Below are 26,585 nucleotides of genomic sequence, written 5' to 3' on the forward strand. Positions count from 1 at the left end.
AGGCCGGTAGCCGTGAGGCGGCAGGGAGTTGTTCAGGTACACCCCGGACGGTCAGCGACTCGGCCGCGGCGGCGGCCAGCCGACCTGGGCGGGGGCGGTCCTGCTCTCATCGGCCCGGTCCACCGCGTCCATCGGGACCGGCAGGCGGCTGGAGCGGGCGAGCGCACCCCGCCGTGGGGTGGAGGGCGGCGCGAGCATCTCGGCGACGACGTGCGCCAGGTCGTCGCCGATCTTCTCGAGCCGTTCCCTTGCTTCGGCGAAGGCGTGGGCACGGCTGTTGTCGTGCCGATCCCACAGCCGGTTCTCGGCGTACTGGAGGAACTGGTGCAGCTGCGCGAGGGCGCCGTCGTCGTGGTCGACGACCTGGGAGACGACGCCGGCGAACTCGATCGGCCCGTCGGTCCAGGTCACCAGCGTGGACCAGTCCTTGATGCTTTCGCCGGACGCTGGCGGGAGCGGCCGGCCGTGACGGGCCAGGGTGGATGCGAGACCCTCCCGAAGCAGGTCGTCCTCGGCTGTCGGGAGCGGGCGGCCCGCGTGCTCGTACTGCTCGGAGTCGGGGTGATGGAAAACGATGGTCGGCTCCAACGTGGTCAGGCGACGGGGCTGCTGGAGCGGCAGGAGTACGGTGAGCAGCCCTCCTCAGGGCCGAACTCGGCCTCGTCGGCGGCGAGCCTCTCCTCAAGGGCGAGCTGCTCGCGGCGCGTGAGGCGGTCGATCGGCGCCTGTGAGAGCGGAACCCGGGAGCGGTGCAGGTAGGCCTGGCCGAGCAGCGGCCTGCCGTCGGCGTTGGCCCGGGCGTTGCCGGCCCGGATCTGTGCGTCGAACTCGACGACATCCGCCCACTCCTCGGGGGCGCTGTCCCGGATCGCCCGCCACTGGGCGTTGCCGTGGTACGGGCACCCCAGGCAGCTGCTCTTGGGGGTGCTTTCCAGGCCGTGCTCGGCGAGCAGGCCGAGGCAGTCTCCACGCGACAGGCCCAGTTCGAGAAGCGGGAACCGGTTGCGCGTGTACCGAACGTCGGCGTCCTTCGCGCGGTGGAACTCATCGGTACTGATGCCGATCCACTGCTCGGCGAAGACATCGGCCGGTATTCGCTCCGGATAGGGGTATCCGAGAATCTCCCGAACCTGCCGCTTAATGGGCTTGATCTTATATTCGCCGGTGCTTATCTGCACCACGCTCCTCCGATCAAGGCGATGTCAGCGAGGGTGGTTAGGGTCGGGGCGTGCGGTGCGGTCGGCATCCGAGGAATCCAGCTCTGGAAAGCAGCTGCCTCCCTGGCTCTGTCCGGGGGCGGTCCTGGCGTAGCTCCAGGACCCATCCGACGACCAGGCTTCGTCGAGGGCTAAGAGTGGACCTGTCAGCGCCGACCGCACTGCAACCGTCGGTGCGCTCAAGGCGGGAGCCTGCGCGCTACTGTGCTCTCCGAATCACAGAGGAGAAGAAGTGACCGAGGAGAGCTGGCAGCTCAAGCATGGGGACGGCCTGATAGGAACCCTGGTCCTCGAAGCGGTCGACATGTTCTGGACGGACTGCCGCTTCGTTCCGGGCCCCGGGTGGGAGAACCTGCGCCCCCTCTTCGAGGCGTCGCGGGACGCCTGGAAGGCCGGTGACACAGACGCCGCTGTGGAAGCCGACGACGCGATCCATGCTGTGGGGCTGGTCCTTGTCCCCGTGGGTGGTGGGACGCCGCTCACGGAGTTTCTCCTTCGGATCAACGGGGACAAGGCCCGCTTTCGTTACTGACTGCACGACAGCCCGGTCGTCATGGCTGGTCGGGCCTGCCGGAGGCAGACCTCGGTCTGGGGATGCCAAGGTCGACGGTGGGCCGCTTGGTCCAGCGCTTGGTCTCTTCCTTCTTGGCGCGGAGGAAACTGAGGGTGAGGTCGAGCCCTTCGACCTCACCGGTCCACCCCTCGGTCTCAGCGCGAGCCCTGCGGGCGACCAGGTCGTCCTCAAGCTCGTCGAGCCGGCCCAGCATCTTGGGATTGACGTGCAGCATCGGGCAGCGGATGCACGCGTGCTCGTGCTGGCAGGGGGTGCCGTATGGCCTTGCGCAGGAGCCGAGTTCGACCTTGCGCTTGTCGAAGTGCTCCTCGAACTCGGTCCACTCCTCGCTCGTGGCGGGGCGGTATTCGTCCTCCGGCCGGATAGCGCGTCGGTGCTGGAGATGGGTCTGGTAGTGATTGATGACGTCCTCTTCGAACACCGCGACGTAACCGCGAGTGGTCTGGACATTTAGGTGACCGAGTAGCGCGGCGCCGATGTGGATAGGCAGACCGCTGTTGACGAGCTCGGTCGTGAAGATCCTTCGGAAGTCGTGGGGCGTGAACTTGAGCCCGCGGAAGCCGGGGTGCTCTTCGGCAAGTGCAATGCACCGGCGTTCGATCATCTTCTGCACGGTGCCGATGCTGATCACTGCCCGGCTGGAACCGAGTTGGCGCTGGAACAGGAACGGCATCGGTGGGCTGAAGAGCTTGTCGTGCGGGTCGAAGCGGCTGAGCTGGGCGATGGGTCGGCCGTCCCGGGTGAGTCGGCGGATGACCGACGCGATGACGTGGAACAGCTCGGGCGACATCGGGATGACGCGCTCGCGGTCGGTCTTGGACGGCGCGACGACCAGCAGGGCGATGACCTCGCCGTTTGGCCGCTGGTATTGGCGGATGCTCAGGTGGGTGAGTTCGCAGAGCTCCTCGATGCGGACGCCCGAGTGGCGGAGAGTCTCCACGCAGGCCCAGTCCCAGAAGGCGTTGTCCTCCTCGGCGGTGACGCGGATGATCTCTCCGGTGGCTTCGTCGAGCGCGCGGACCGGCACCTCGCCGTGGCGCTGGAGCTTGCGGTCAGCATCGGTGATCACGCGCCGGTAGGCGCGGTTGTTGAAGATGAAGGGCTCGTCCTTTTCAGCCTGCGTGGCCCGTTCGAGGAGAGCTCGCGCCCGGTCGTACCGGGTCTCGACGTGGTCGACCAAGACGGGCAGCAACGGCTGGCGCTGGCGGGTTCGGTCGGCGGACCGTTCGTTGATCCGGCGCCGGCGCTTCCCCAGCCCGCGCAGCTCAGAGGGTGGGACGGGGCAGGGAGCGACCCACTGGGCCCAGCGCTCGGGTTCCTCGGCCGCCCAGGTGTGCAGATCGTAGTAGAAGCTGCGGACGCCGATGACGATGCTGTCCTGGCCGGCCCTCGGCGTGCCGTCGTCCTTCATCGTGATCATCTGCCGCCATGTCGCGTAGACCTCTGGGGCGATCCGCAGGTCGGCCTGGTCGGGGTTGATGCGTTCGATCTTCTCCCAGAAGTGGTGGACGACCGCCAGGACGAGGTTGACGAGAGTGGCGTAGTCCGTGTCGGCGCGGCGCCGGGTGCAGTAGTCGAGGAGGAGCTGCCTGACCGCGCGGTTGCGGATCGGGTAGCGGTCCACGAGCTGTTCGACGCTCTGCTGCCCGCGGTGGAGGGCCTCGCGCATGGTCGCGGGGACATTCGGCGCGAAGTGCCCGGTGGCATGCAGAACCTGCCAGGCCGCGCGGCCGGGAAACAGGTTGGCGTCCTTCTTCCCCGGCCGGAGGACGGAGGAGCGAACCTTGCGGGTCTCGTGGCCGTGGTGCAGCAGGGACTCGGCAGTCAGGTCGGCCAAGGCGACGTCCTGCACGGTCAGCAGGCAGCAGACGTCGAACAGGGCTCGGCGCTTGTGTTCCCAACGCATGTCGTGAGCGGCGACGTCCTGCGCGTATTTGTCCAGCACGGGGTCGCCCTGGGCGACGATGAACGCTTCCGCGTAGTTGTTGAACGTGTGTCGGTAGAAGGCGAGAAGCGAGGGGCGGATCGCCCGCAGGCTGAACAGGGAGCGAACGCCGGTGGTCAGGCTCTGGCCGGTGCTGCGGCTGTTCCCGATCATGCTGGCGGAGATCTCTCCTCGCCCGAGCGGGCTGTTGTCCCATCGCTCCTGCCAGGTCTCTCCCCGAAAGGTGTCGAGATACTGCAGGACCGCTGCGGTGGCTCCGCCGCGCTGGAGCTGGGTTACCTTGGCGCCGTCCCACGTGGTCGTGGCGAGTTCGGAGATCCGGGTAGGCGTGGCTCGTGCGAGGCTGCCGAAGGGCCGTGGGGGCGTGGCTGCGACGGCGGGAGCGGCCTGCATCTGGCCGGAGACGAATCGGCTGGGGAAGTGCAGTCCCTCGGCGACAGGGCCGTGCCGGCGGCTGACACCGGTCGTGGGGCTGACCTGGGACTTAGGCACCGAACACCGCCGCGATGTCGGACGGGTCGTAGCCGGTGGGGTAGCTGGGCTGGACCCTGGGCCGGCTGTAGTGCTCGGCGAGCTTGTCGAAGATCTCCTCCACCCGAACGGCAAGGTATCGGCTGGTCGTCTGGATATTGGCGTGGCGCAGGATGGCCTGGACCTCGGGCAGAGTGAGCTTGCCGCCGTTGGCCATCCGCCACGCGGCGGTGTGCCTCAGATCGTGAAGCGTCCAGTTCGTGCCGAGAGCGCTGTTGGCCCGCTGGATCACCCGGCGCATCGCCCAGTAGCTCAGCGGTCGGTCGGTCCCGCGTCGGGCCCGCCAGATCGGCTCGTCCGCCGCCGGGATGCCGGTCTGGTCGAGGTAGGAGGCCAGGCGCAGGAATGCTGCCGGGGATGCGGGGATGACCTCGCGGTCGCGGGTGCCCTTGGAGGTGACGTAGAACCGCTGGCCGGCCCAGTCGACATCGCCGATCCGCACGCCGAGGAGTTCTTCGGCGCGGGCTCCACTGGAGACGTAGAACTCCAGCAGGGCTCGGTCGCGCTCGCAGCCCATCTTCTCGAACAGCTCGTCCCAGAGGGCGTCCGGGATGGAGCGCGGCGGGCGGTCCGGCACCTTCTGCCGCAGCCGGGCACGGCCGAGGACCGGCTTCGGCTCCAGAGGGCTGCGGTGGGAAAGCGCCCGTCGGCGCTGGGCCGAAGCGGGCACCGGGTTGACGACCGGTCCGTCGCCCTGGTGGGCATGGAACTCGTAGAAGCTGCTGACCACCGACAGGGCGTGGTTGATCGTCCGGGGCGTGTATCCGGCACGCAGCATAGGCTTTCCGGTCCGCAGGTTCACCGACCCCGGCGGAGGCGTCTTCGTCGAGCGGCGCTTGCGCTGGGGGTTCGGCGCCGTACGCAACCAGCCTGTGAGGACGGCGACTTCATCCTCGGTCGCCTTGTCCCAGGCGACGTCGAGCAGCCACAGCAGCCGGAACCACCGGAGCAAGCCGTAGCCGTAACTGCGGCCGGTCAGCGGACTCGTGTCACTCAGCGCGAGGTCGCGAAGGAACGCGGTGACGGGCGCTATCTCGGTGCCGAGCGGGTCGGTGACGACGAACGGGGGATGCGAGCCCTGTGCCGGGCTGACCGCTCCGAGTCGGGGGACGTCTGCTCGTCCCTCCATCAGTGCGTGGCGTAGATCCACCTGTAGCTCCTTGATCATGATGGCTAGCGCCATGATCGAGGAAGCGATGATGGTGCAGATAACTGAGCACTGGCGTCGCGTCATCCCAGGTGAGCCGTCCTGGTTGAGGACGTAGAGCGGCATGCTGGCGAAGCGGTGGGAAGGGTCGAGAGCGTCGCTCCTGATGTTTCCCGAGGAAACTCGGAGAATAGGAATTCCGGCGGGCTTGGCGATCTCCCGCTCTACGCGGTCGAGGTGCTCGTAGACCTTTTTCGGCTCCCACCCGGTGTCCGCGAAGATGGCGAAGTCCAGCTTGGGCAGCTCCCCGAGAGCGGACAGCAGAAGCAGACATGTCGACTGGACCCCGGCGCCCAGCGAGAGGGTCCGCACCGTCGGCGCGGCGGCGGGCGTCGTCCGGCTCGGCGGCGTCGGACGGCGGCTCATGCAGCCACCTCCGCCTTGGCCTTGGCCCGCTCGGTGATCGCCGCGGTCTGGCGGGAGGACGCCTTGCCGATCACGTCGGCGCCGGCCTCCTTGTACCAGGGCCGCAGGCTCAACAGGGCGGGCTTGATGCCGGTGGCGAAGAGCAGGGCGCTGCCCTTCTTGAGCGCGCGGATCTGGTCGGCGGGCAGAATCCGCTCCTGGCGCATGGAGACCGAGGTGGAGCGGCCGGACTCGGACGTGGAATGCGAGACCGTCTCGACGTCGTGCTCGCCCACGAGGCGGGACAGCTTGTCGGCGAAGTCGGCGTCGTCGATGCCGGATCCGACGAGCTTGATGGTGGCCGCGGACCACATGGCGTCCATGCCGACCTCGCCCCACACCCGCTGGCCCTGCCGGTAGGACTGCAGGATCGTGATCGGGATGACCCCACGCGAGCCCAGGTGCGAGTACAGGTCCGGGAGGTCGCCGATTTTGCAGACGTTGGCGGCCTCGTCGAGCACGGCGAGCAGCGGCGGGTCGAGTCGCCCGCCGTCGCGCTCGGCCTGGATGACCGCGGTGCGCATCACCGAGTCGGCCGCGGCGGCGATCAGAGCCGAGGCGCTGCCGCCGCCGTCCTTCGACAGCAGGTACAGGGTGTCCCGGCGGGTGACGAAGTCGGCCGGCTTGAACTCCGGCAGCGTCTCGCTCGGGGTGACCCAGGCGGAGATCTTCGGATCCAGCAGGCAGGCCGCGTACTGGCGGGCGGTCTCGAAAATGCCGTCGCGGGTCTCGACCGCACCGCTCACAGTGCCCTGCAACTGGGCTGCAATGGCAGTCAGTTGGTTGGCCTTGAGGATGTCGATTGGGGTGCGGTCGGCGGGCTGGGCGAGCCAGCCGAGGACATCGGTGATCGGGCGCCTGTCCGCGCCGGCCGCCAGGAACAGCGCGGTGAGGGTGTTGGCGGCGGCCGTGGACCAGAAGTCGCCCTGCTCGCCTTCGTCCACGCTCGCGGTCACGAAGTGCTGGGCGAGACGCCGGGCGCCGGGCAGGTCCTTGGCGTCGGCGAGCGGATCCCACCACATCGCCTGCTGGGTGTGGGCGATCTGCTGTGGGTCCATCGTCCACACCCGCCCGGCCCTGGCGCGGGCGTCGAGGGTCACGGTGTAGGCGTCGCCCGCGGCCTTGTTGCTGGTGAGCAGGACAGGGCCGGGGGCGCGCAGGATCGACGGGACGGCCAGCGAGGTCGTTTTGCCGGAGCGCGGCGCCATGATGGCGACGGCGACGTCCTCCCAGGAGGTGCGGACCTCGGGGCCGTTCTCGCCGAGGTTGCCGAGCAGGATGCCGGTGTCGTCGGGCTTGATCGATCCGGGTTTTGCGTCGGCGAGGCTGGGGCGCAGGCTCTTCGCCTTGGTCGTGACCTCCTTGGGCAGCAGGACGGCCAGGTCGCGGCTGGTGGCCAGCCCGGCGCTCTTGGACCGGCGGCGCTTGAGCACCCAGGCCGCGGCGATGCCGGCCAGGAGGGCGAAGAGCAGGCCGGGGATGATCCGGGCGCCGACCTGGATCTGCACCGGGCCGAGTACGGGCCACATCCGCCCGGGGTGAAGGGCGGCGACGACCGGCTGGTACGGCTGCCAAGGGCCAGTGCCGAACAGGTAGTTCGTGACGTTGCCGCCGACCCAGGCGAGCGAGCCGTAGCCGGCGAGGGCAAGGCCGGCACCGATCAGGACGTAGAGGAGCGCGTCGGTGCCAGGAGAGGAGGAAGGAGCTTTGGGAGAAGAGGAGGGAGAGGGCAGGGAGAGTCCTTGGCGGGGAAGACCCGCGCGCGTGGCAGGGCGCGCGGGATTGCGGGAAGGCCGGGCGGGCGGCGCGGTGTGGTCACGCGCTGGCGGCCTGAGCCAGGGAGATGTTGGTCAGCGACGCGGTGAGGTGACGCTGTTCACCGGGGCCCAGGACCGGGCGACGGGCGCGGGCGGGGCGCCGACCGGGGCGGGGCGGGGGCGGGCGGCCAGCGTGCGGTGACGGCCGTTGGCGTGGTCGAGGTCGGCCAGCTGGCAGGCCGCGTGCGCGAGCGAGTGGTCGCGGTGAAGCGGCGGAACGGTGCCATCGGGGCGCATCAACGGGGCGATGATCCGCACCTCGTGGCTGTCGAGTCGCAGCGCGATCCACCGGCAGCCCGCCGACGGATCGTCAGCGGGGACGATGCCGGTGGCGGCCAGGACCCGCCGGGTGGTGGCCGCCCACTGGGCGTCGGTCAGAGCCGACGCATCGGGGTGGTCGCGGATCGTGCAGTGCCAGACGTCGCGGCTGCGGCCGGGACGCCGGTCCCGGTCCGGACGGTGGACGTGGAGGAACTCGTCCAACTCGGAGGCCAGGGCATCGAGTTCGGTGGTTCCCGGCGCCGGTAGAGCGGAGATCTCGCGCCAGGCACCGATGATGCTCGCGCGGGGGCGGCCGGGCAGGCGCAGCGTGTGGTGCTGGGCGGAGACGAGCAGGTCGCGGGTGCTCGCATAACGAGTGATCGAAGGAATCAGGGCAGTAACGTTTCCTCAGCGCCCGCGTGCCCGGCTGGCCGCGCCGCTCCCATACGCCCGCTCAGCGGAGATGGGGCGCAAGGACGGCGGCCACAGCCGGGTGCGTCCCGCCGCGCTGGAGCGGTGGCCCGGCAGGGACCAGGCGGCCTGCGCGGAGGACGGCGCGGCTTGGCGTGTGGCGGCGTACTGCGCCGCGAGCCGGCCCAGTTCGGCGATGCGCTGCTCGTTCTCGGGCCGCCAGTGCAGGACGGCGCCGCCGCCGCCGTGGTTGGGCTCGCTGCGCAGGTATTCCGCGTCGGCGGCGTCCACGCTCGGGTGGCCGGTGGAGACCCACCAGAAGCTGTCGAGGTATTCGACGTCCCACTCGTGATCGAAGTCCGGGTCCCCGGAGTCCTTGGTGTGGACGAAGTCGTAGAGGCCGACGGACCAGGTGCCAGCGGGCGACTCCCAGAAGACGTGTTCGCGGTTCAGGCTGATGGGGCTTCTCCTGGGGTGAGGGTTCAGCGCGTGTGGCGCGCGGTGGGGACGGGTGGAGGCTGCGCCGGCGACGGGGCGGCGGAGGCGGCGGCGATGCTGCGGACTGCGGCCGAGCGGATTAGGGCAGGGTGGCTGGCCAGGGCGCGCAACTGCGCGGGTACTTCGGTGAGGTCGGCGCCGGCCTGCCAGATCTCATCGGCGGCCAGGCCGAGCGGCTGCCACAGGTGTCCGCCGCCGGGCCGGTCTGCGACCCATCGGCTCGCGGTGGCGATCACGTCGGACAGGGCCTCCAGGGTGCCGCCGTCGCGGATGACCTCCTCCACCAGGGCGGCGACCTCGGCGGGGCCGGATGCCCCGCGGATCTGATCGGCGGCTTCGCGCAGGGCTTCGGTGGCCTGAGCTTGCGGGGTCTTGGGGGGCATGGTCTCCATCGGGATGGTCATCGGGTCCGGCCGGGCGCTGGGGACGGCATCGCGGGTTGGTGGGCGGTGGCTTCGGCCGGCACCGGCGAGGAAGCGGACGTGCGGGAGACGAGGCGGGCGGCCTCGGCCCGTGGGGCGAGGTAGGCGTTGCCGGGACGGCAGTGGCCCCAGGGCCACTGGCCACCGATCGCGTAGAGGCCGCGGTCGTCGGGGAGGACGTGCATGCGTCCGCCCTCGCCGTCGTACTCCTTGGGCCAGGTGTGGAGCAGTGATCCGTCCGGCTGAAAGGCCGCTTCGAAGCCGGCGTTGTCGCTGAGCAGGTCGGCGACGACCTGCTCGGCGACCTCGCGGGTGAACAGCGGCGTGCCGTAGGTATCGACGTAGCCGCGGGTGGTCGGTGCGAGGCCGCGCAGGGGTGCGTGGTTCGAGCCGTCAACCCACCAGAGGTGGACGCGTTCGTTGCCGCGGACCTCGGGCCCGTCCCAGATCGCCTGCTCGACTGCCCGGCTCGCCGCCGCGGCCTCGGCAGGGTTTGCGTGGTCGGCCATCAGCCGCTCGACGGTCACCATGCTCGGGCCGGCGTCTTCCAGGGTGTCGAGGATGGTCTCCTCGACGATGCCGATGCGGCGGCTGAAGTCGTGCAGGATGGCGCTGAAGGGGTCGGCGCGAAGGGCCTCGTCCCAGGTGTCGAGGTCGGTGCGGACGTCGTAGGCCACCTCTGATGCGAGCTGGAGCAGACCGCGGGTTCCGACGAGCGCCTGGAGCAGGGCCCGGTTGGGCTTGTCCGGCTGAAATTCGAGACCGTCGGCGATGTCCCGCAGCCACTGGGCGTAGGACTGGGGGGTCGTGGGAAGGCTCAAGTCGGCTGTGCGCCTTCGGCGTTAGAAAGGGTTCTCGGTGCTGCGGTCCGCGTCGGTGGCGGCGTCGAGCAGCTCGGGCAGGTCGCCGGGCGCGGCCTCGCGCTGGTCCACCCACCAGCCCGCCCGGTCGACGGTGCGCGCGCGGTCCTCGATCTCCTGCCACTGCTCCTCGGTGAGGTCGCCCTCGGTGACGAGCTTCTGATAGGCGGTGGTCACGAGCTGGTGGCGGCAGCGTTCGCCCCAGGCGAGGATCGTCGCAGGCCCGGACAGGGGCGGCATGCCGTACTGCTCGGCCCACGCGGCGGCGGCCTCCTGCTCCTCGGCGCGGCGGGCCGCGATCCATGCCGCGCGTTCCTCGTCGCGATTGCCTTCGCGCTGTGCGTGCCAGCAGTCGGTGCAGTCCCTGCCGGCGAGCCAGCGGGCGTAGCCGGCGCGTCGGTCGGCGGGGCGGGAGGTGAGGTCGTGTTCGACCTCGTGCCCGCAGGAGTGGGTGACGTTGTAGTGCGTGTTGACGGCCAAGAGTGCGGGTTCCTTCGGTCAGCGGGTGTGGATGCTGTAGGCCAGGCGCGGGTCGACCGGCTGGGCGGCGGCTTCGACGGGCTGGGCAGCGGTGACCCGGCCAAGGCGCAGGCTGGTGGTGGCGGCGGCCTGGGCGCGGGCACCGAGCGCGGGCGAGACGGCCGGCCGGGCGGCCTGCATGGGGCGTCCCGCGCGGGCGGGGGCCGCTGCGGAGATCGTCTCCAGGTCGCGGCGGACGCCGCCGAGTGTGGTCTGGGCCTGCCCCAGCACGGCAGACACCTGGGCGGGATCCAGGGCCTGGGGATCGTCGCTCAGCTGCTGGGAGAGCCCGGCGAGGATCTCCTCGACCGCGGAGAGCGCCGCCTGCCGGTTGCTCAGCAGCGCGCCCATCCGACGGTCCGTGTCTGCCCTCGCGGGAGCCGGGTGCAGCTGGGTGGCGAACGGGTCCAGCCCGACCGCAGGCACGTTGGTGCGATCCGCGTCCTGCTTCGGCGCCGGGTGCAGCTGGGTGGCGAAGGGATCCAGCTCGGCCGCAGGCGCGTTGGTGCGATCCGTGTCCTGCTTGGGCGCCGGGATGATCCGGGTGGCGAAGGGATCCTCCACCACCTCGGCCTTGGCGGGCGGCGTAGCGGCGATCTTGATCAGGCGGGTGTTGAACAGGTCGCCGGGATTGTCGGGGGCGTGTTCCGGGTCGTACGCGGCGTCCGCCGCGACGCTCAGCCCCGCCGCGCGCAGCCGCGCCACGGTGTCCGTGGCCCGCTCCACCCCACCCGCCTCCTGCCTGGTCAGGGCGAAGAGCGTCGGATGGTCGGGCACCCGGTAGAAGCCGGCCTTCGCCAGGAGCCGGGCGGCCTCCGGGCTGTTGCTGGTGTTGGTGGCGGTGATGCCGTGCTCGGGATGGGTGCCCACCGCCACGTCGGCGCGCTCGGCCGCTGCGGGTGCCAGCGGGGTGACCGGGGCGGCCCCGGGAGTGACGATCTTCGTGCCGAGTCCTGCGGCGACAGATGAAGGGGAGGGGTAGCCCGGGTGGGCGTCGTACTCGAATCCCGGGTCCGGGCGGACATCGGCACCGGTGGCGCGCAGGGCCGCCACCGTCTGGCGGGCGTGCAGGATCAGGCTGTCGGTCTCGCCGGCGAAGCCGTAGTCGGCGGTGCCGGGGATGGGGCTGAAGCCGTAGTCGGCCAGCAGGCGTCGCTGCTGGTAGGTGGCGTGCTCCAGGCCGGTGGCGGCGACGCCGTGCTGGGGGTGGCGGACGATACGGATGGCGGGGCTGTCGGTGATACGGATCTCCTAAAGCGTGGCGGCGGTGGAGGGGGCGGCGGACACCGTGCGGGCGGCGGGGGCGGCCTGGATGATCGGGCCGGCGGACAGCCCCCGTGCGGTCACGGCGCTCGCCGCAGTGGCCCGAACGCTGCGCGCCGTGGCGATCGGCGCCTCGACGGCGGTGCCGAGATCGACCAGGCCGGTCTGGACGGTGGTGAGGGTCTCGGAGAGGCTGGCCGCCTGGTGCTTCGCGATGCCCATCTGGGCGCCGAGGACCTCGCCCTGCTCCAGGGGAAGCCGGTCGATGAACGCCTGGGTGGAGTCGAGCAGTTCGACGAGGTTGGGCAGCGCTCCCGTCCGCGGGTCAAGGGCGATGTCCAGCACGTCGGCCACGTCGCGGCTGTCGGTGAGGCTGCGCAGATGGACCGTTTCGAGGGCCAGGTCCTCGGCGGCTTCGGCCAGCCGGTCGGCGGACGCCGGAGGCGCGGCGAGCCCGATGGTGGCGACCTGGAGGCCCAGACCCTGCAGGACCAGACTCGCCCGGGCCGCCGCCACCAGCGCCTGCCGCTCGCTCGCCCCGGCGGGCGGCAGGTAGATATCGCGGTCAGGCGCCGAGCCGTCGTAGCGGAACCCGAACTGGCGCAGGACATCGGGCACCAGGCCCTCGGTGGCGTCGGTCGCGGTCGCCGCGACGATGCCGTCGCTGTGGTGCCGGGCGAAGACGACGTCGGCACCGTCCACCGGCAGGCGGGAGGGTGCCGGTTCGGTGGAGGCCGCCGTGAGGAGATACGCGGCCTGGGCGGCGCGGGCGACGGCGTCCGGCCCACTGAACAGGTACTCCCCGGTGCCGGGGTCGCGGGTGGCGCCGTTCTGCTCAAGGAGCAGGTGCGCACTGTCGGGTGCGTTGGGCTTGAGCCGGGCGGTGATGGCACCGTCCGAGCCCGGCGCGAAGGAGATGTCGGACAAGGAGATCCTCGGTTTGCTGATGGGAGGTGAAGGGGGCTCGGTCAGCGCCGCCGACCGGGCGTGGCCGCAGGGGTATGGGCCGCGGAGTCATGGGCCTGTCTGGGGGCGAAGGCCCTGGAGGTCAGGGCGGCGGCGCGGGCACGGGTGGATGCCGGCGGCCGGGTCTCACGCAGGATGAGCTGCCGAAAGCTCCTGCGGACGTGGCCGGCGAACGCTTCGGGAACGTCGCCCGTGACGGACGTCTCATGCCGGGGAAGGTGGTGGCGCAGCTCCAGGTAGTGATCGGGCTTGCCGCGCTCCGAAGCGATCATCCACTCGTTCTCGTCGAACGTGCGCCGCGCCTCCACCAGCAGCTCGCCCCGCGCGATTAGCTCGGTGACCGTCCGGGAGTCGGGCGACTGGAGCTTGCTCAACCGGCGGCCTGCCTCGGCGCAGGCCGCCTCCGAGGTCGCCTCGGCATGCGGGAACGGGGCCTGCGAGGTCAGCCAGGCGTAGTGCCGGACCACGTCGGCCGAGCGCTGCTGCGGCGCGTGCCAGTTACGCACCCGCTTGCCGGCTGCCGCAAGCAGGCCGATCGCAGCCGCCGCAGCATCGGCCTGCTCGAACATCGGAACCGACCGGTGCATGTACCAAGCCCCCAGCGACTCCGCCCGGTACCAGAAGCCGGCCTCGTCGAGGATCTCCTCGACGGCCGGTTCCAGGCGTCGTGGTGCGACGACGAATTCGCCCCAGTCGAAGTCCCAGCCGAAAGCCAGGTCGGTTGTCCTGGCGTGGCGGGGAACGGTCACCGGTGCCGTGCGGGCGCGGCTGACACAACGATCGGCACGGCGGCGACCGGCGGGCGGTGCTGCAGCTCCTTGATGCGCGCCAGCAGATCGGCCTCGGCCTGGTCGCGCTCGGCCGCGGCGTCCTCCAGTACCTCCAGCTGGTCGCTGAGGTCGGCGAGCAACTGGTCGTCGACCCGCCGCTGGCGGTCGGCGCAGATCAGCAGCCGGATGCGCTCGAAGGCGACGGTGGCCTCGGCCTTCGACAGCGCGCGATGGGCGTCCAGTACCCGGGCGGCCTGGGCAGACAGACGGGCTTCTTCCGCGTGGAGGGCGGCGATGCTGGTGCCGAGAGCCGCCTCGACGCGGGAATCGAGACGGGTGAGCGATGCGGGCAAATGGCACTCCAAAAACGTGGGGCAGATCTACGGGAAAGGCTGTCCGGGGTCCGGCGGCCGGGCGGGGAGACCGGAGCGAGGGTGGGGTGGGTGCTCAGCGCGCCCGGCCGGTGGCGACCGGCTGGGCAGCGACGGGCGCGGAGGGAGCTTGGCCGGGATCGATCAGGCCTTTGGGCTGGGCCGAAGCGGAGCGGATCGTGCCCGAGGTCGCCCTGGCCGCCGCCGCAGCGGCGGTCGGCGGCGGGGCCTGAAGCGGCAGACCCCGATCCCGGGCCCAGAGGTGGGCGTGGTCGCTGAACCGCGAGGCCGGGTCGGTGGTCCAGGGAACCAGCGGCCCGCGCTCGTGCTCGTACAGGCCGATCACCTCCACGCCGTGCGGATGCAGCACGTAGGCCCAGTCCAGCCCCGAGGTGTTGTCGCTGCTGACGATGTCCTTCGCGGGCGGCGACCCGTCCGCGGTGAAGATGTCGCCGGCGTCGAACTGTTTGCTGAGCCCGTAGTCGACGGCGCTTCGTATGTCCTCGGGTGCGCCCTCGAGCAGGTCGTTGCCGAGGCTCGACCAGCCGATGGCGGGGGAGTCGATGAGGTAGGCGGCCAGGGCCTCGGCGTCTCCACCGAAGCGGTGCTGGTAGGCGGTGAGCAGTAGGGGCAGCTGGTGGCTGGGGTAGCCGTCGAAGTGGCAGTAGATGCCGGTGTAGCCGCCGGTGTCGGTGGGACGGGCGATGACCGAACGAGTAGACAGGAAGGCCCTCCAAGGGCGGGAGGAAGGGGGAGTGGTGTGCTGGGCCGTCAGCGTGCGCGGCTGGCGCCAGCCACTGCGGGCGAATGGTCCGCGCGGGAGGCGGCGACCGCCGTGGACGGGGCCGAGAGCGGCGCGGTGCGTGAGGACGCTGCCGCTCGTCGGGAGGGGAACGGTGGGGTGCTCGGTTCCAGGGGGTGTCCGAAGTCGGCTGTCGCGGTCTCGAGGTCTGCGTACTCGGTGACGCCGAAGTAGCCGCCGCCCTCGGTGGAGAAGATCGCCGCGCCGCCGGTCATGGGGTAGCTGGCCAGCAGTTTGGTCTCGCCGCCCGCCACGCTGAGCCGGGCATGGACAACGAGGTGCCCGGCCGCGACGTCCGAGGCGATGTGGTGCATCCAGATCGTTCCCGGCTCGCGGGTCAGCGCAGGCCCCTGCTCGGGAGAGACCGCGAGGGCCTGCTGCCGCTCGTCCTCGGAGTACAGCCGCAGCACGGTGTAGCCGGACGTTGTCAGCAGGCGGGTGGCTTCTGCGGAGATCCGCTGTCCGATGGATGCGGGGGTGTCCCGGCGCAGGCGGTGCAGTCCGGTGGCGTCGTCGCGGACGAAGCCGGCCTGCTCCAGCCACTGGCGGCTGGAGCGGTCGACGGCCAGGGCGGCGACCGTGTCGAGAGCGGGGTCGACGGCGATGGTGATGGTGCGTGGGGGCACGGTCCTCCGTTCAGCGAGGGGTGGGGGCGAGGAACTGGGCAACGCGGCTACTCCTCGTGGATGCCGAAGTCTGGCCCGTCGTCTAGGTTGTGGACGTAGCCGAAGACGATCCGCTCCAGCTGGCCGAGCAGGAGGCCGTCATGGACCCGGAATGCGTCGAGGCGCTCGGCGACGTAGTCCTGCCGGTCAGCTTCGGCGCGTGCCACCTGGGCCAGGTTGCGCGTGGAGAGCCGGCCCCACTCCAGGAGGTCGGTCGGCGTGGCGAGCTCCATCCACGCCCAGATCCCGGAACCTAGCTTCAGGATCCCGTGAGGGTGGAACATGCCGGATCGGCGGCGGGGGTTGGGGCTGCGGCGTTCGCCGAAGCCGCGCACCAGGCCGTGCGCGAGCTTGTCGAGGGCGGCAGCCTGGACGTGCGCTTCGAGGTCGGTGTCGGTGAGCCGCTGGCGAACCTCGGATTCGAGATCGCCCTTGCGGAAGCGGCCGGTATCGTCAGTAACGGCACGGGCTGCTTCCTCGACGATCTCCCACAGTCGTACTTCGGCGGTCGCACTCATGCAGCCTCACGCTCCCGCCAGGCCTCGGCCATTTCGGCCAGCGCGGCCATCGCCTGCTCGATCACCTCATTGGTGATCGCCCGGCCAGTCAGCATGAACTGCGGATCGTAGAGCTTGACGGTGTCGGTGCCGCGGGCCTGTGCGAGCGGCGGCACCACTTCGCACAGGAACTGGGTGGCCACCCGGCGCTGTCGGACCTCCTCTTCCGCACGCTCCTTGCGCTCCGTCCACGCCGCCGGCAGGCTCAGCACGCCCTCGACGACCTTGTCCGCCAGCTCCGGATCCTCCGCGCGGAGTCGGGCAAGCTGGTTCTCCACCGAGTCCCTCTGCGCCTTGGCCTCGCGCGCAGTCTTGTACGCCTCGTCCAGGCCCATCGCGCCAGCAATGACCTGATCGATCAGGCCGGGGGCGTGGCGCACGACCGTCATGGCCTGTCCGACCAGTCCAAGCGAGACGCCGATCTGTTCGGAAATTGAACGGGCGGTCAGTTCGCTTTTTGAACAGCCTTCCAGTTCGGAATCTGAACAGGCCTTAGCCGCGACCATCGCGCTCTGGCCCTTGGTTAGGTTGCGGCGCCGAATGTTGACCCGGAGGGCATAAGCGACCGGGGTGGACCCGCCGTAGGTGGCGAATTGCGGCTCAACGCCAGCGATCTCGCATGCCCGAAGGCGGTTTCGGCCGTCGAGGACGCGGCCGAGGCTATCCAGCATGATCGGGTAGTACTGGCCGTTCGCCTTGATGTCCTCGGCGAGGGCGAGCAGCTCATCTTCGTCGAGCATGGGGAATGTGGCGGCGGTGGGATGGAACTCGATGATGGTGTCCTTGGGTGATGTGGGGGCGGCATGGCTCCGTCGGGAGCCGTTACTGTGGGGAGGCGCGCTGCTCTGGTGGTCAGCCGCCCATGAGTTCGTCGTACCGGTCCAGGTAGAGATCGGGGCCCAGCGAGGGCGCGAAGTCCTCCCACTGCGACTCGTCTGCGGTGTACTGGTCCAGCAGAGCGGACTGGACCTTGCCGGGGAGCTTGACGAAGTCGTCGAGCCCGAACAGGAGCTGGAGGTCGAGGGGGCCGATGGCGGTCTGGTCGATCGTCCAGTTGGCGATGATGTGTGCGGCGTGGGCCTGGATGAGAGGGACGTAGGCAGCGTCCAGACCGGCGTTCCCGCACTCCTCGGCGGCGAAGGACTCGAGCGCATCGACGAGCTTGACGTCGTCTCGCAGGGCGTGCGTGATCATGGTCACGAGCTCTTCGACGGCCATGTGCAGTCGTGCGCGCAGTTCGCGGTCAGTCAGCCAGAAGCCCGTTGCGCGGGGCTGAAGCGGGCTAGCGTTGTCGGTGCTCATCGTGGTTCCTGTCGGTTCTGCTCCCAGGCACTGGGGCGCGGGATGTGGGGGTGGGGTAGGGGTCGCGTCGCGCAGCTTGTTTGGGGTTGGGCTGCTGAGGCTGATCAGCTCATGCCTTCATACGACTGTCGGTGTCGTAGAGGCCGCGCTCGGCGGGGTGGAGCAGGTGCTGCACCACGAAGCTCCGCCCGGCGATCTTGTAGAGGCCGCGTCCTCGGGTCAGCGCGGCGATGGCCTGGGTTTCGACGCCGGTGAGACCCAGCAGGCTTGCGGTGGCGGCGAGTTGGTCGGGTTCCTGGCGGTAGATGATGCGTGTCGCGCAGTCGGTGAGCAGACCCTCGGCCAGGGCCCGGCCGCGGGAGCCGGCGTCGCCTGCCGACAGCAGGTCGGACAGGCGGTGGATCACCAGGAGGTTGGCGATGCCGAGGCCGCGGCTGAGCTTCCACTGCTGCTGCATGCGTTCGAGCAGCGGCAGGTGGCGCAGGAGCCGCCATGCCTCGTCGTAGACGACCCAGCGCCGTCCGCTGCCGGGGTCCGACAGCGCGGCCTCCATCCACGCCGAGGCGCAGGTCATGGCCAGGATCAGTCCGGTGTCGTCCCCGGCGGAGCCGAGCTGGGACAGGTCGATGCTCAGCATCGGCGCCTTCGGGTCGAATTCCACGGTGCTCGGCGCGTCGAACATGCCGGCCAAGTCGCCCTGCACCAGGCGCCGTAGCGCGTGGGCGAGGTCCTCGGCCGCGGCGCCGAGGCGGCGGGCGGGGTCGCCGAGGGCGTCGTCGAGGCGGCGGGCGTTGCCGAGCATCGCGGCGATGTCCCCGAGTAGCGGCACCCGGCGGGCGTGCTCGGCGTCGGCGACGACCTCGTCGAGCGCGATGTCGAGCGCGGTGTGCTCCATCGGGGCCAGATCGCGGTGGAGCACGGTGCGGGCGAGTGCGCTGAGCAGCAGGAGTCGTCGCTTGCGGACCTCTGCCGCCCAGTCGGTGGGGTTGGCTCCGGCGGGGGCGGCGGGCGCGTCCAAGGGGTTCAGCCTGCCGCTCATCCCGGGGCCGAGCGCGATGGTGCGCCCGCCGAGTGCCTCGGCCACCCCGCTCCATTCCCCCTTGGGGTCGCAGGGGATGTAGACCTTGTAGCCGTGCGCGATGCTGCGCAGTGCAAGCGACTTGGCGAGTGCGCTCTTGCCCATGCCGATGACTCCGGCCAGCAGGACGTTGGGGTTGGTAAAGCCCTCGACCTTGCCGTACAAGCTGAACGGGTCGAATGAGAATCCGGCTTCGGCATGCACGTCGCGGCCGATGTAGATGCCGCCCGCGCCGAGGCCGCCTTCGGCGAGGAAGGGGAATGCTCCGGCGGCGACGGCGGTGGTCATGCGGTGCGGCGGGAGCTTGAGCTTGCCGCCGCGGGCGGAGGCGGGACCGGGTCGGCCGGCGGCCGGGTAGGTGGGGCGCTCGTCGAGTTCGTCGACGGCGGTGTCGGTGCGATGGTCGGGCCGATCGGCGAGGCGGGCCTCGCGCTGGGCGGCGGCGAGGTCGCGCCGCGCTTGGCGGCGCTCGTCGCGGCCACGGCGGGTGGGGGTGAACAGCGCGCTGGCGCTGGTGCTGGTGCGTATGCGCAAGGGGGTGGGTCTCTTCTCGCCGGGCCGGCTAGTGACGGATCATGCCGGTGGTGACGGCTTGCAGATCTGCGGGTGTGGTGAAGTACCGCACCCGCTTGGAGGTCTTGAGGTGGCGCTGGCAGATCGTCAGCTCGGGGGCGCCCTCCGGTAGCCGCAGTCCGCATGCCTCGCGGGTGGGCAGCCGGCCGTCGTCGCGCGGGGCTGCGTGGTAGGCGGCGTGAAGGTGCTCGGCGGTCTGCCACAGCCGGATTCGCCCGTTGTGCAGGTGAGCGCCTTCGGTGGCGACGTGGGCACGGGTGCGGACCGTCGCCTGGTCGACCAGGAGGTGGAGGGCGACGACGTGCTCGTGCAGAGCGTCGAGTTCCTCGCGGGTCAGCGGCTGGTCGCTGGTCAGCTCTGTGGCGCGATGGCAGGCGAGGGAAGCGGTGGCGAACCCGATCAGGTTCGTCTCGTCGTGGTGCATGGGGTGCCCTTCGGCGGTCAGAGTCGGGCCAGGGGGAGGGCGGCAGCGGTGAAAGCCTCGGCCTGCTGCATCGTCAGGCGGCGCAGGTCGATCAGGGCGGCGACGGCGGCGGTCTCGACCTGGGCGCACGCGGCGCTGAGCTGGTCGGCGTCGTCGGCGGAGACGACGAGCAGGCCGGTCATGGCGACGTCGGCGTGGCCGGCGATGAGCTGCAACTCGCGCTGCTTGACGTCGGCGTACTCGACGGTGTCGGCCTCGGAGTCGACCTGGCCGCGGCGCACGCGCTCGGCGGCGTCCGAGATGATCGTCGCCTTCTTGCGCTGGACGTCCTTGAGGGCGGCGTCGAGCTGCTGGGGGGTGTAGAGGAGCGAGAGGGTGCGCCGGACGCCGGAGGAGTAGAGGAGTTGGTGGAGGAAGCCGGCCGATGTCTCGGTACGGGGCCACTGCTCGATCCAGAAGACGGCGTGGTGCGCGGAGTCGGTGCGGATTTTTTCCGTCTCCTCGACCAGCACAACCGGACCGGCGGCGGCGACATCGGCCTCGGGGCGGCCGGAGTCGGACCAGCGTTCCAGCGCACCGAGGACCGCGGGGTCGTAGGCGGTGCGGACCGTGGCCGCGATCTCGCCGGCGGTCAGCCAGCCGCCGGGGGTCAGCCCCGCGCTGCGGACGGAGGCGTCGAGGCTGGAGGTGAGCTGCTGGAGGACGGCGAACGCTCCGGCCAGGCCGCCTCCGGCCTGGTTGATCAGGCGGCGGGCGGCGCGCAGGTCCAGCGCGATGGCGATGTAGGCCTCGTGGGGCGCGGCGGATGGGCCGGCGGCGGAGAGCAGGTCCTCGTAGATCGGGCCTGCGACCGGCGTGTTGGGCCGGCCGTGCTCCAGCCAGTACCGCTGCAGGGCATCACCGGAGTCCGGGACGGTGCGCTCCATCACCTGGATGCGGGCGATCTGCCCGGAGCGGGACAGCGCGGCCAGCGCCCTTCCCCACCCGGCGACGTTGCCGGCTTGCGTGGAGGGATCGAGCAGCGCGAACGCGCGGCTGCTGACGCGGGTGACGGCGGTGAGGGTGGCCTGCTGCTGGTCGTGGACCGCGCCGAGACGGCGGTCGGGGGAGGTGACCGCGCGCAGCGAGGCGGCGGTGCCGGGCAGGTGGAGCAGGCCCTCGATGCGGGGGCGGGTCGAGGGGCGGGCCAGCCACAGCAGCTGGCCGCGGGTGCGGCGCAGCCAGTAGCGCAGGGCGATCGGCGCCCACTCGGCCAGCGACCGGCCGCGGATCCGGAAGACGACGACGGCGGCCAGCAGCACCCACAAGGGGGTGAGGGCGAGCGCTCCGACGATGCCGACCGTCATCAGGACGGCGAGCAGGACGGCGCCGCCGATCGCGGTGAGGACGAGCTGCGGGAGGGTCAGGCCGAGGAGGATGCCCCGGCGGCTTCTGGTGGGGAACTTGATGGTGGCGGGGGTCTGGCTGGGGGTGCTCAGGAGGCGCTCTCTTGGTGCGGGGGCGGGAGGGCGACCCCGGGCCCTGCCGGCGGCCACCTACCGACGTCGGTAGGTGGCCGCAGGGAGGACAAGGCAGAGACGTTTCTGCCGGGCGGGGTGCGGAGGGGAAGCGCGGGGCCGGGCAATGCCCGGCGGGCCGTCAGGACGGCGAGCGCTGCGGAAAGATGAACCGCTGGCCGGTGCTGGCGCCAGAGGCGGCGGGTCCGGAGGGCGAGGCGATCACAGGGTCGAAGTCCGGGCCGCCGCCGGTCGGGGCGGGAGAAGACCCCGGCGTCGACAGGCCGGGGGAACCGGCCGCGGTGTGGGCGTCTGCGGCCGGGCTCGACCCGCCGGACGCAGACGGGGCACCGGATCCGGTGCCGGACGTGCCGGCGCGGGTGATGAGCGCGCGGCCCTGGTCGCCGTCGGACCGGTCGGTGGCGGGACGGCTAACCAGCGGCACGCCGCCGTCGCCGCCGCCGGAACGCTGGGACTCGCCGTATTTGAACGAGGTGGGCGTCGCCTTGGCGAGGGTGTCGGTGCTCGGACCCTCGGGCCCGCCACCTCCACCGCCCTGGCCCGTGCCGACGGACTGCATGCCGGGGACCTGGGAAGGCCCGGCGGGGCTGGCGCCGGCCGCGCCCGCTCCGGCCGCTGCTCCGCCGGAGCCCGCGGTCATGGCCATCTGCCCGCCCTTCTTGGCTGCGGCGCTGGCGGTCTGGAGTCCGGCGGCGGTGGAGCGGTGCAGGTCGTGCGACTGGCCGTCGCCGGCCCAGTGGATGAACTTGTAGATCATGAAGGGGGCCAGCAGGACCAGGGCCATGACGACGAGGCCGGCGATGATGTCGCTGAGCGCCTGGATGCCGTCCTTGGTCTCGCTGTTGCCGATCGCGGAGACGCCGACGAGCATGATGATCGTCATGACCATCTTGGAGAAGACCACGGTCGCGGTGGCCTCGATCCAGCGCCGCCGCCAGTCGCGGGTCGGCTCCCACGGGCCGCCGGCCGCGGCGAAGGGGGCCAGGATCACGAGCACCAGGATGCTGACCTTGCGAAAGATCATCATGCCCCAGTAGAGGATCGCGCCGACGGCGCAGCCGAGTGCGACCAGGGCGGGGATGGCCCAGCCCAGCGGCGACGTGACCGAGATCATCGAGACCTTGACGATGCGGCGCACCGCGTCGTCCATGCTGGCGTTGGCCACGGTGAACAGGCCGCGGGACAGGGCGTCGACCACCACCAGGGCGACGCCGGTGAAGGTGATCGCGGTCAGGGCGAAAAAGATGCTGCTGACGGTGGCGGTGACGGCTTGGCCGAGGGCTTGGCCGTCGCGGCGCCAGGCGGCTCTGATGAGCTGCAGGATGAACGTCATCACGATCATCGTCAGCGCGATCGGCAGGATGAGCGCGTAGTTGTTGCGGAACCAGTCGGCGTTCAGATCGACGTTGGTGGTCTTGTCGACGGCGCGGCTGGCCAGGTCCACGGCGCTCTTCGCCAGGTCGCCGCAGGACTTGGCGATCCAGTTGCCGATGCTCTCCGTGATGGAGTCGGACACTCCGCCGACGACGGTGTCGCAGAGAAGCCCCGCACCGGGAAGATCACAGAAACCGATGGTCTCCTCCTCAAGTAAGAGACGGGCAGGGGTGGTTAGGGGTACACGGTGGAGGCGACGGAGGCGAGCGCGCAGTCGCTGCCGGGTCGGCACTGGACGGCGAGGGTGATGGCGCGGTCCTCGGCGCCCTGTCCGCCGCCGTCCCAGTCGACGTTGACCTTGGCGGTGACCGTGACGGCGTAGATGTAGGCCTGGGTGAAGGTGCCGGGGTTCTGTTCGATGGCCTTGGTGTAGGCGTCGGGCACGTGGGCGGCGATGTTGCTGGCCGTGGAGGTCTGGCCGCTGTCGCGCAGCCGCGACCAGAGCACCGGGTCGGGCACCTGGCCGGCGACGGAGTCGCCGTCGGCGTACTGGGACTCCGGGGTGAGCCACAGGCGCAGGCCGGACACGAAGTCCTGCTGGGTGACCTTGCGCGAGTCGTAGGTCCACAGCGTCTGGACGAAGGCCGCGGCGAAGTCGGTCGGGCTGGTGGTGTGCGGGGGGCGGGCCACGGTGGTGCCCGCCTCGGTGGCGGTGGCGGTGGCGCTCGGGCGGGCCGAGGCGGTGGCCGAAGGGGTGGAGAGCACGGAGGAGCTGGGACTCGGCGCGGGGTGGTCGGTGTGGCCGCCGCCTGCCAGCCGGGCGAGGAGCCCGGCCAGCAGGCCGACGACCAGCAGCACGCCCAGCCCAATCAGAAGCCGACGGCGGAACGTCGAATCACCGCCGGAGACAAGGGACTTGGGCTTGGGCACTTACTTGACCTGCGTCCCCAGGGCCGAGAAGAAGGCGACCAGGCCGTTGGCGGCGCCGAGGAGCAGGGCGACGCCGGCGCTGACCATCGCGCCCTGCTTGCCCTTCTGTTCGGCGCCATGGCTGCCGCTGTGGTGGCCCCAGGCCCAGACGACGCCGGCGACGCAGAGCGCGCCGACGGTTGCGATCACCGCGAACAGGTTGATGGAGGAGACGACCTGCTTAAGGACGCTCAGGCCGGGAAGGCCGCCCTCGGCCGGGGCGACGCCCGGGTCGAACGCGAGGTTGGTGGCCGCCTGGGCGGCGAGGATCAACGACAAACGGGTCTCCAAAGAGGGGTTTTGGGTACGCTGAGGCGCGGAGCGGCGCCACGCCGGCGCGGGAAGGGAAGAGGGGAAGAGGCTCAGGGGGCTACTCGGCGGATCGCGATCACGCCGGATTTCCACGAGCTGTACGAGGCGACGCGCACGACGTCGCCGGTGTGCGGTGCGTGCACCACCAGGCCGGAGCCGATGTACATGCCCACGTGTTCAGGCCCGTTGGGGCCCTGCTCGGTGAACAGCAGATCGCCGGCGCGCAGTTGGTCGGGCGAGACGGCAACGCCCTGCTTGACCTGGGCATAGGTGGTGCGCTCCAGCGTGATCCCAGCTGCCTTGTAGGACTGCTGCATCAGGGCCGAGCAGTCGCAGCGTCCCATCGGATCGGGTCCGTGGCTGTTGGTGCAGCTTCCGCCCCACTGGTAGGGGGTGTTCAACTGCCCCAGGGCCCACCGGATCGCGGACTGCACGGCCACAGGGGCGTCGGTGGGAATCTGGTAGCCAGTCGGCAGCACGCCTGGCGGGATGATGCCCCAGTCGGTGGTGGTGCCCGGCGGCGTGCAGGAACTCGGCGAGGCGCTCGGAGCCGGGGTGGCGGTGCCCGCCACCGGAGCTTTGAGCGCTGTCCCGATCGCCTGCTGCAGAGCGGTCGCCAGCGGCTCCCACTGCGCATAGGCATCCGGGTACCCACTGGCCTGGACCTTCTGCGCCGCGACGGTGAGCGGCAGATCCTGCCAACCTGACACCTTGAGCAGTGCCTGGTAGAACGCGGTGGACGCGTACACCGGGTCCTGCAACTGCGCCGCAGTGCCCCACCCTTGGGAAGGGCGCTGCTGGAACAGCCCGAGCGAGTCGCGGTCGCCGCTGGACAGGTTCCGCAGCCGCGACTCCTGCATCGCGGTGGCCAGCGCGATCACCTGGCCGCGCGGCGGCACCTTGAGGGCGACGCCGGTGGCGACGATCGTCTGGGCCATCGGGATCTGCACGCTCGGCAGATCCAGTCCGGCGACGGGAGCGGTCGGCCCGGCGGCGCCGGACAGGATCAGCTTGACCGCCGCCTGGATCGCGGCGGTGTCCACAGGCTGTGGACCGCCGCTGCCGGAGCAGGCTCCGCTCCCGCTGTCGAACTTCCCGTCCTTCTGCGCGCCCATGGCGACCGGAAGGATCAGCGCGAAAGGGGTCAGAAGAATGGCGGCGCCGAGACCGGCGGCAACCTTCTTCACACCGCCTGCCGCAGGCGGAGCGACTCCCTTCGATGCGGCCCCGGCGGGGCGATAAAGGGCATGGGCAGGTGAAGTCCCGTCAAAGAAATCTCCGATCGTGTGGCGGCGCGGGCGACCCGTCGAAAGGCGGCCCGGCGCTGGGGCGATAAGTGGGGAGTCGCGGCGGGGAAAGCGGTGAGCTGTTGTTCCGGCGGAAGTGCTCGCATCCATCGGGCCAGGTCGAACCGCTTGCGGCGACGTTTACGAACCTAGGAGCCGGAATATTGCCTCTGCAAGGAGTTCGCGAATATTCGCGAAAATTGCCGAAGTCCTTGCATAGGCAATATTGCGAATCCTAGGGTCGTTTCCAGGCCCGGCGGTGCTCTGCGCTGCGGGGCCTTCCGTGCGCCCGCCCCGACCGGAATCGCCGCCCGGCGAGGCCATCTCGCGCAACAACGCCCCCACTTCCTGCGAGGACATTTGACGACCGACTACACCCTTCTCCGGGGCGATGCCCTGACCCGACTGGCCGCACTGCCGAGCGGCACCGTCGACTGCGTCATCTGCGACCCGCCCTACAACAGCGGCGGGCGTACGACGCAGGAGCGCGTCGGTCGAAGCGCCAAGGAGAAGTACACGACCGCCGGATCCAAGCGGGCCCTGGCGGACTTCCCCGGCGAGAACAAGGACCAGCGCAGTTACGGCTTCTGGCTGAGCCAGCTGCTCACCGAGGCGTACCGGTTGACCGTGGACGGCGGCACCGCCTGCGTCTTCACTGACTGGAGGCAGTTGCCCACCACCACGGACGCGCTGCAGGCCGGCGGCTGGACCTGGCGCGGCATCGTGCCCTGGCACAAGCCCGCCGCCCGTCCGCAGAAGGGTCGCTTCACCCAGAACGCGGAGTTCGTCGCGTGGGGCTCCAAGGGCGCGATGGACGGCGACCGCAACCCGGTCTACCTGCGCGGCCTGCTGGAGGGCAGCCAGCCCTCGGGCAGCAAGCGCCAGCACATCACGCAGAAGCCGGTGGGCATGATGCGCGACCTGGTGCAGATCTGCCCGCCCGGCGGCACGGTCCTCGACTTCACCGCGGGATCCGGCTCGACCGGCGTCGCCGCGCTCCTCGAAGGCCGCAGCTTCCTCGGCATCGAGCTGACGGACCACTACGCCGACATCGCCGAACAGCGCCTGGCAGAGGCCAAGGCCGCCGCCGAGGTGGCCGCCCAGGCCGCGGCATAGCCGACGTCCTCGCCGTTTCGCACCGCCTCAGGAGACCCCTCTGCCCAGCAACTGCCCCACCATGCCCCGCACCGAGCACGACCTCACGGACGAGGCCGACTGCTTCGACGGGTGGAGCCTGCACCAACTGCCCGACGGCGGCGAGGCGTTCGTCAGCCCCTGCCAGCGCGTGCGGCTGCACTTCCCGGCCGCCACCGCTTGGGAGCCCTCGGTGACGATCGCCGCCTACGACACCCCCACCGGTCACGCCCGGTGGCGCGCCCGGTTCGAGGACAGCGCGCCGGAGGAGGTGATCGGCTTCCTGCTGTGCGCCGTCGCCCACGACCTCGCCAAGCCCGACCGCTACGACCAGCAGCGGGCACTGCGGGGTCCGGCGCTTACCGACCCCGCCGACGTCCTCGACAACGCCACCTGCCCTGGCGCTGCCGGTACGTGGTGCGGCTGCCCCCGGCTCTTCGGTCTGGACCTCACCGGTACTAGGGCCTGTGTGATGTCGTGATCAATATTGCGGTTTCGTGCCCGCCCGAAGGCGGAATCCGGTAGGACGCTGTGTGTGACGCGTAGGCAACTCAC

The 26,585-nt window shown here is 70.8% G+C and carries 29 protein-coding genes and 1 pseudogene; 3 read left to right on the forward strand and 27 right to left on the reverse strand.

Translation table 11 applies throughout. The features are described from left to right. Positions 1-51 precede the first annotated feature (51 nt). The gene (locus ABD369_RS29925) at positions 52-588 is read right to left on the reverse strand and encodes a hypothetical protein (protein WP_344639701.1); all 537 of its coding nucleotides are present in this window, start codon (positions 586-588) and stop codon (positions 52-54) included. 5 nt (positions 589-593) lie between these two features. Next, entirely contained in the window at positions 594-1,178 is a 585-nt protein-coding gene (locus ABD369_RS29930) for a hypothetical protein (protein WP_344639702.1), read from the reverse strand. 271 nt (positions 1,179-1,449) lie between these two features. On the opposite strand from ABD369_RS29930, the gene ABD369_RS29935 reads away from it, so the two are divergent. Then, complete coding sequence (locus ABD369_RS29935; RefSeq protein WP_344639703.1) at positions 1,450-1,749, forward strand: hypothetical protein; 300 nt, start codon at positions 1,450-1,452, stop codon at positions 1,747-1,749. Positions 1,750-1,768: 19 nt separating this feature from the next. Here the strand turns inward: ABD369_RS29935 and ABD369_RS29940 are convergent, their stop codons facing one another. The 25 genes and pseudogenes from ABD369_RS29940 to ABD369_RS30060 form a co-directional block, all read right to left on the reverse strand. After that, positions 1,769-4,228 (reverse strand): tyrosine-type recombinase/integrase, encoded by a 2,460-nt coding sequence (locus tag ABD369_RS29940; RefSeq protein WP_344639704.1) that lies wholly within the window; start codon positions 4,226-4,228, stop codon positions 1,769-1,771. After that, on the reverse strand, positions 4,221-5,501 hold the full coding sequence (locus ABD369_RS29945) for a tyrosine-type recombinase/integrase (protein WP_344639728.1): 1,281 nt from the start codon (positions 5,499-5,501) through the stop codon (positions 4,221-4,223). Before ABD369_RS29945 ends, ABD369_RS29940 begins: the two co-directional genes overlap by 8 nt. Beyond that, a pseudogene (locus ABD369_RS29950) lies at positions 5,481-5,744 on the reverse strand (adenine nucleotide alpha hydrolase family protein); the annotation flags it as partial. The pseudogene ABD369_RS29950 and the gene ABD369_RS29945, both read right to left, overlap by 21 nt. 92 nt (positions 5,745-5,836) lie before the next feature. Then, entirely contained in the window at positions 5,837-7,612 is a 1,776-nt protein-coding gene (locus ABD369_RS29955; protein ID WP_425557815.1) for a type IV secretory system conjugative DNA transfer family protein, read from the reverse strand. A 117-nt stretch (positions 7,613-7,729) separates the two neighbouring features. Then, on the reverse strand, positions 7,730-8,179 hold the full coding sequence (locus ABD369_RS29960; protein WP_344639706.1) for a hypothetical protein: 450 nt from the start codon (positions 8,177-8,179) through the stop codon (positions 7,730-7,732). Positions 8,180-8,365: 186 nt separating this feature from the next. Further along, positions 8,366-8,659, reverse strand: coding sequence for a hypothetical protein (locus ABD369_RS29965; RefSeq protein ID WP_344639707.1), 294 nt, complete (start codon positions 8,657-8,659; stop codon positions 8,366-8,368). Positions 8,660-8,850: 191 nt separating this feature from the next. Then, the gene (locus tag ABD369_RS29970; protein ID WP_344639708.1) at positions 8,851-9,258 is read right to left on the reverse strand and encodes a hypothetical protein; all 408 of its coding nucleotides are present in this window, start codon (positions 9,256-9,258) and stop codon (positions 8,851-8,853) included. Between the two features lie 8 nt (positions 9,259-9,266). Beyond that, positions 9,267-10,109 carry a hypothetical protein gene (locus tag ABD369_RS29975; RefSeq protein ID WP_344639709.1) on the reverse strand — a complete coding sequence of 281 codons (843 nt, stop codon included), beginning with the start codon at positions 10,107-10,109 and terminating at the stop codon, positions 9,267-9,269. A 21-nt stretch (positions 10,110-10,130) separates the two neighbouring features. Beyond that, positions 10,131-10,628: a hypothetical protein gene (locus ABD369_RS29980; protein WP_344639710.1), complete on the reverse strand. Its 498-nt coding sequence runs from the start codon at positions 10,626-10,628 to the stop codon at positions 10,131-10,133. Between the two features lie 18 nt (positions 10,629-10,646). Next, positions 10,647-11,720, reverse strand: a complete 1,074-nt coding sequence (locus tag ABD369_RS29985; protein ID WP_344639711.1) for a hypothetical protein — start codon at positions 11,718-11,720, stop codon at positions 10,647-10,649. A gap of 198 nt (positions 11,721-11,918) precedes the next feature. Then, positions 11,919-12,857, reverse strand: a complete 939-nt coding sequence (locus ABD369_RS29990; protein ID WP_344639712.1) for a hypothetical protein — start codon at positions 12,855-12,857, stop codon at positions 11,919-11,921. 41 nt (positions 12,858-12,898) lie between these two features. After that, positions 12,899-13,645 (reverse strand): hypothetical protein, encoded by a 747-nt coding sequence (locus tag ABD369_RS29995; RefSeq protein ID WP_344639713.1) that lies wholly within the window; start codon positions 13,643-13,645, stop codon positions 12,899-12,901. Further along, entirely contained in the window at positions 13,642-14,019 is a 378-nt protein-coding gene (locus ABD369_RS30000) for a hypothetical protein (RefSeq protein WP_344639714.1), read from the reverse strand. Before ABD369_RS30000 ends, ABD369_RS29995 begins: the two co-directional genes overlap by 4 nt. A 94-nt stretch (positions 14,020-14,113) precedes the next feature. Further along, positions 14,114-14,407: a hypothetical protein gene (locus tag ABD369_RS30005; protein WP_344639715.1), complete on the reverse strand. Its 294-nt coding sequence runs from the start codon at positions 14,405-14,407 to the stop codon at positions 14,114-14,116. Positions 14,408-14,808: 401 nt separating this feature from the next. After that, complete coding sequence (locus ABD369_RS30010) at positions 14,809-15,465, reverse strand: hypothetical protein (RefSeq protein ID WP_344639716.1); 657 nt, start codon at positions 15,463-15,465, stop codon at positions 14,809-14,811. A 47-nt stretch (positions 15,466-15,512) separates the two neighbouring features. Then, a complete protein-coding gene (locus tag ABD369_RS30015; protein ID WP_344639717.1) occupies positions 15,513-16,022 on the reverse strand; it encodes a hypothetical protein in 510 nt (169 codons plus the stop codon). Further along, a complete protein-coding gene (locus ABD369_RS30020; RefSeq protein ID WP_344639718.1) occupies positions 16,019-16,801 on the reverse strand; it encodes a ParB N-terminal domain-containing protein in 783 nt (260 codons plus the stop codon). The genes ABD369_RS30015 and ABD369_RS30020 overlap by 4 nt, the downstream gene beginning before the upstream one ends. A gap of 112 nt (positions 16,802-16,913) precedes the next feature. Next, positions 16,914-17,363 (reverse strand): hypothetical protein, encoded by a 450-nt coding sequence (locus ABD369_RS30025; protein WP_344639719.1) that lies wholly within the window; start codon positions 17,361-17,363, stop codon positions 16,914-16,916. A gap of 109 nt (positions 17,364-17,472) precedes the next feature. Then, positions 17,473-18,975: an ATP-binding protein gene (locus tag ABD369_RS30030; RefSeq protein ID WP_344639720.1), complete on the reverse strand. Its 1,503-nt coding sequence runs from the start codon at positions 18,973-18,975 to the stop codon at positions 17,473-17,475. A 28-nt stretch (positions 18,976-19,003) separates the two neighbouring features. Then, positions 19,004-19,438 (reverse strand): DUF6238 family protein, encoded by a 435-nt coding sequence (locus tag ABD369_RS30035; protein WP_344639721.1) that lies wholly within the window; start codon positions 19,436-19,438, stop codon positions 19,004-19,006. A 17-nt stretch (positions 19,439-19,455) separates the two neighbouring features. Further along, on the reverse strand, positions 19,456-20,916 hold the full coding sequence (locus ABD369_RS30040) for an SCO6880 family protein (RefSeq protein ID WP_344639729.1): 1,461 nt from the start codon (positions 20,914-20,916) through the stop codon (positions 19,456-19,458). Between the two features lie 160 nt (positions 20,917-21,076). Beyond that, positions 21,077-22,471, reverse strand: coding sequence for an SCO6881 family protein (locus ABD369_RS30045; RefSeq protein ID WP_344639722.1), 1,395 nt, complete (start codon positions 22,469-22,471; stop codon positions 21,077-21,079). A gap of 92 nt (positions 22,472-22,563) precedes the next feature. Next, positions 22,564-23,259 carry a hypothetical protein gene (locus ABD369_RS30050; RefSeq protein ID WP_344639723.1) on the reverse strand — a complete coding sequence of 232 codons (696 nt, stop codon included), beginning with the start codon at positions 23,257-23,259 and terminating at the stop codon, positions 22,564-22,566. Further along, positions 23,260-23,571 carry a DUF6112 family protein gene (locus tag ABD369_RS30055; protein ID WP_218197793.1) on the reverse strand — a complete coding sequence of 104 codons (312 nt, stop codon included), beginning with the start codon at positions 23,569-23,571 and terminating at the stop codon, positions 23,260-23,262. Between the two features lie 89 nt (positions 23,572-23,660). Then, positions 23,661-24,797 carry a C40 family peptidase gene (locus ABD369_RS30060; RefSeq protein WP_425557810.1) on the reverse strand — a complete coding sequence of 379 codons (1,137 nt, stop codon included), beginning with the start codon at positions 24,795-24,797 and terminating at the stop codon, positions 23,661-23,663. Positions 24,798-25,256: 459 nt separating this feature from the next. Between ABD369_RS30060 and ABD369_RS30065 the strand changes: the two genes are divergently transcribed. Together ABD369_RS30065 and ABD369_RS30070 are read left to right on the forward strand one after the other, a co-directional pair. Then, positions 25,257-26,012, forward strand: a complete 756-nt coding sequence (locus ABD369_RS30065; protein WP_344639724.1) for a DNA-methyltransferase — start codon at positions 25,257-25,259, stop codon at positions 26,010-26,012. A 61-nt stretch (positions 26,013-26,073) separates the two neighbouring features. Further along, on the forward strand, positions 26,074-26,511 hold the full coding sequence (locus ABD369_RS30070; protein ID WP_344639725.1) for an SPDY domain-containing protein: 438 nt from the start codon (positions 26,074-26,076) through the stop codon (positions 26,509-26,511). Positions 26,512-26,585: the final 74 nt, after the last annotated feature.

It is taken from the genome of Kitasatospora cystarginea, assembly GCF_039533515.1.
Classification (GTDB): domain Bacteria; phylum Actinomycetota; class Actinomycetes; order Streptomycetales; family Streptomycetaceae; genus Kitasatospora; species Kitasatospora cystarginea.

Bases quoted from the DNA above. Each gene is read 5' to 3' on its own strand.
- ABD369_RS29945 (WP_344639728.1), bottom strand. From the start codon at position 5,501: ATGACGCGACGCCAGTGCTCAGTTATCTGCACCATCATCGCTTCCTCG.
- ABD369_RS29970 (WP_344639708.1), bottom strand. From the start codon at position 9,258: ATGGAGACCATGCCCCCCAAGACCCCGCAAGCTCAGGCCACCGAAGCC.
- ABD369_RS30015 (WP_344639717.1), bottom strand. From the start codon at position 16,022: ATGAGTGCGACCGCCGAAGTACGACTGTGGGAGATCGTCGAGGAAGCA.
- ABD369_RS30020 (WP_344639718.1), bottom strand. From the start codon at position 16,801: ATGCTCGACGAAGATGAGCTGCTCGCCCTCGCCGAGGACATCAAGGCG.
- ABD369_RS30025 (WP_344639719.1), bottom strand. From the start codon at position 17,363: ATGAGCACCGACAACGCTAGCCCGCTTCAGCCCCGCGCAACGGGCTTC.
- ABD369_RS30035 (WP_344639721.1), bottom strand. From the start codon at position 19,438: ATGCACCACGACGAGACGAACCTGATCGGGTTCGCCACCGCTTCCCTC.
- ABD369_RS30070 (WP_344639725.1), top strand. From the start codon at position 26,074: ATGCCCCGCACCGAGCACGACCTCACGGACGAGGCCGACTGCTTCGAC.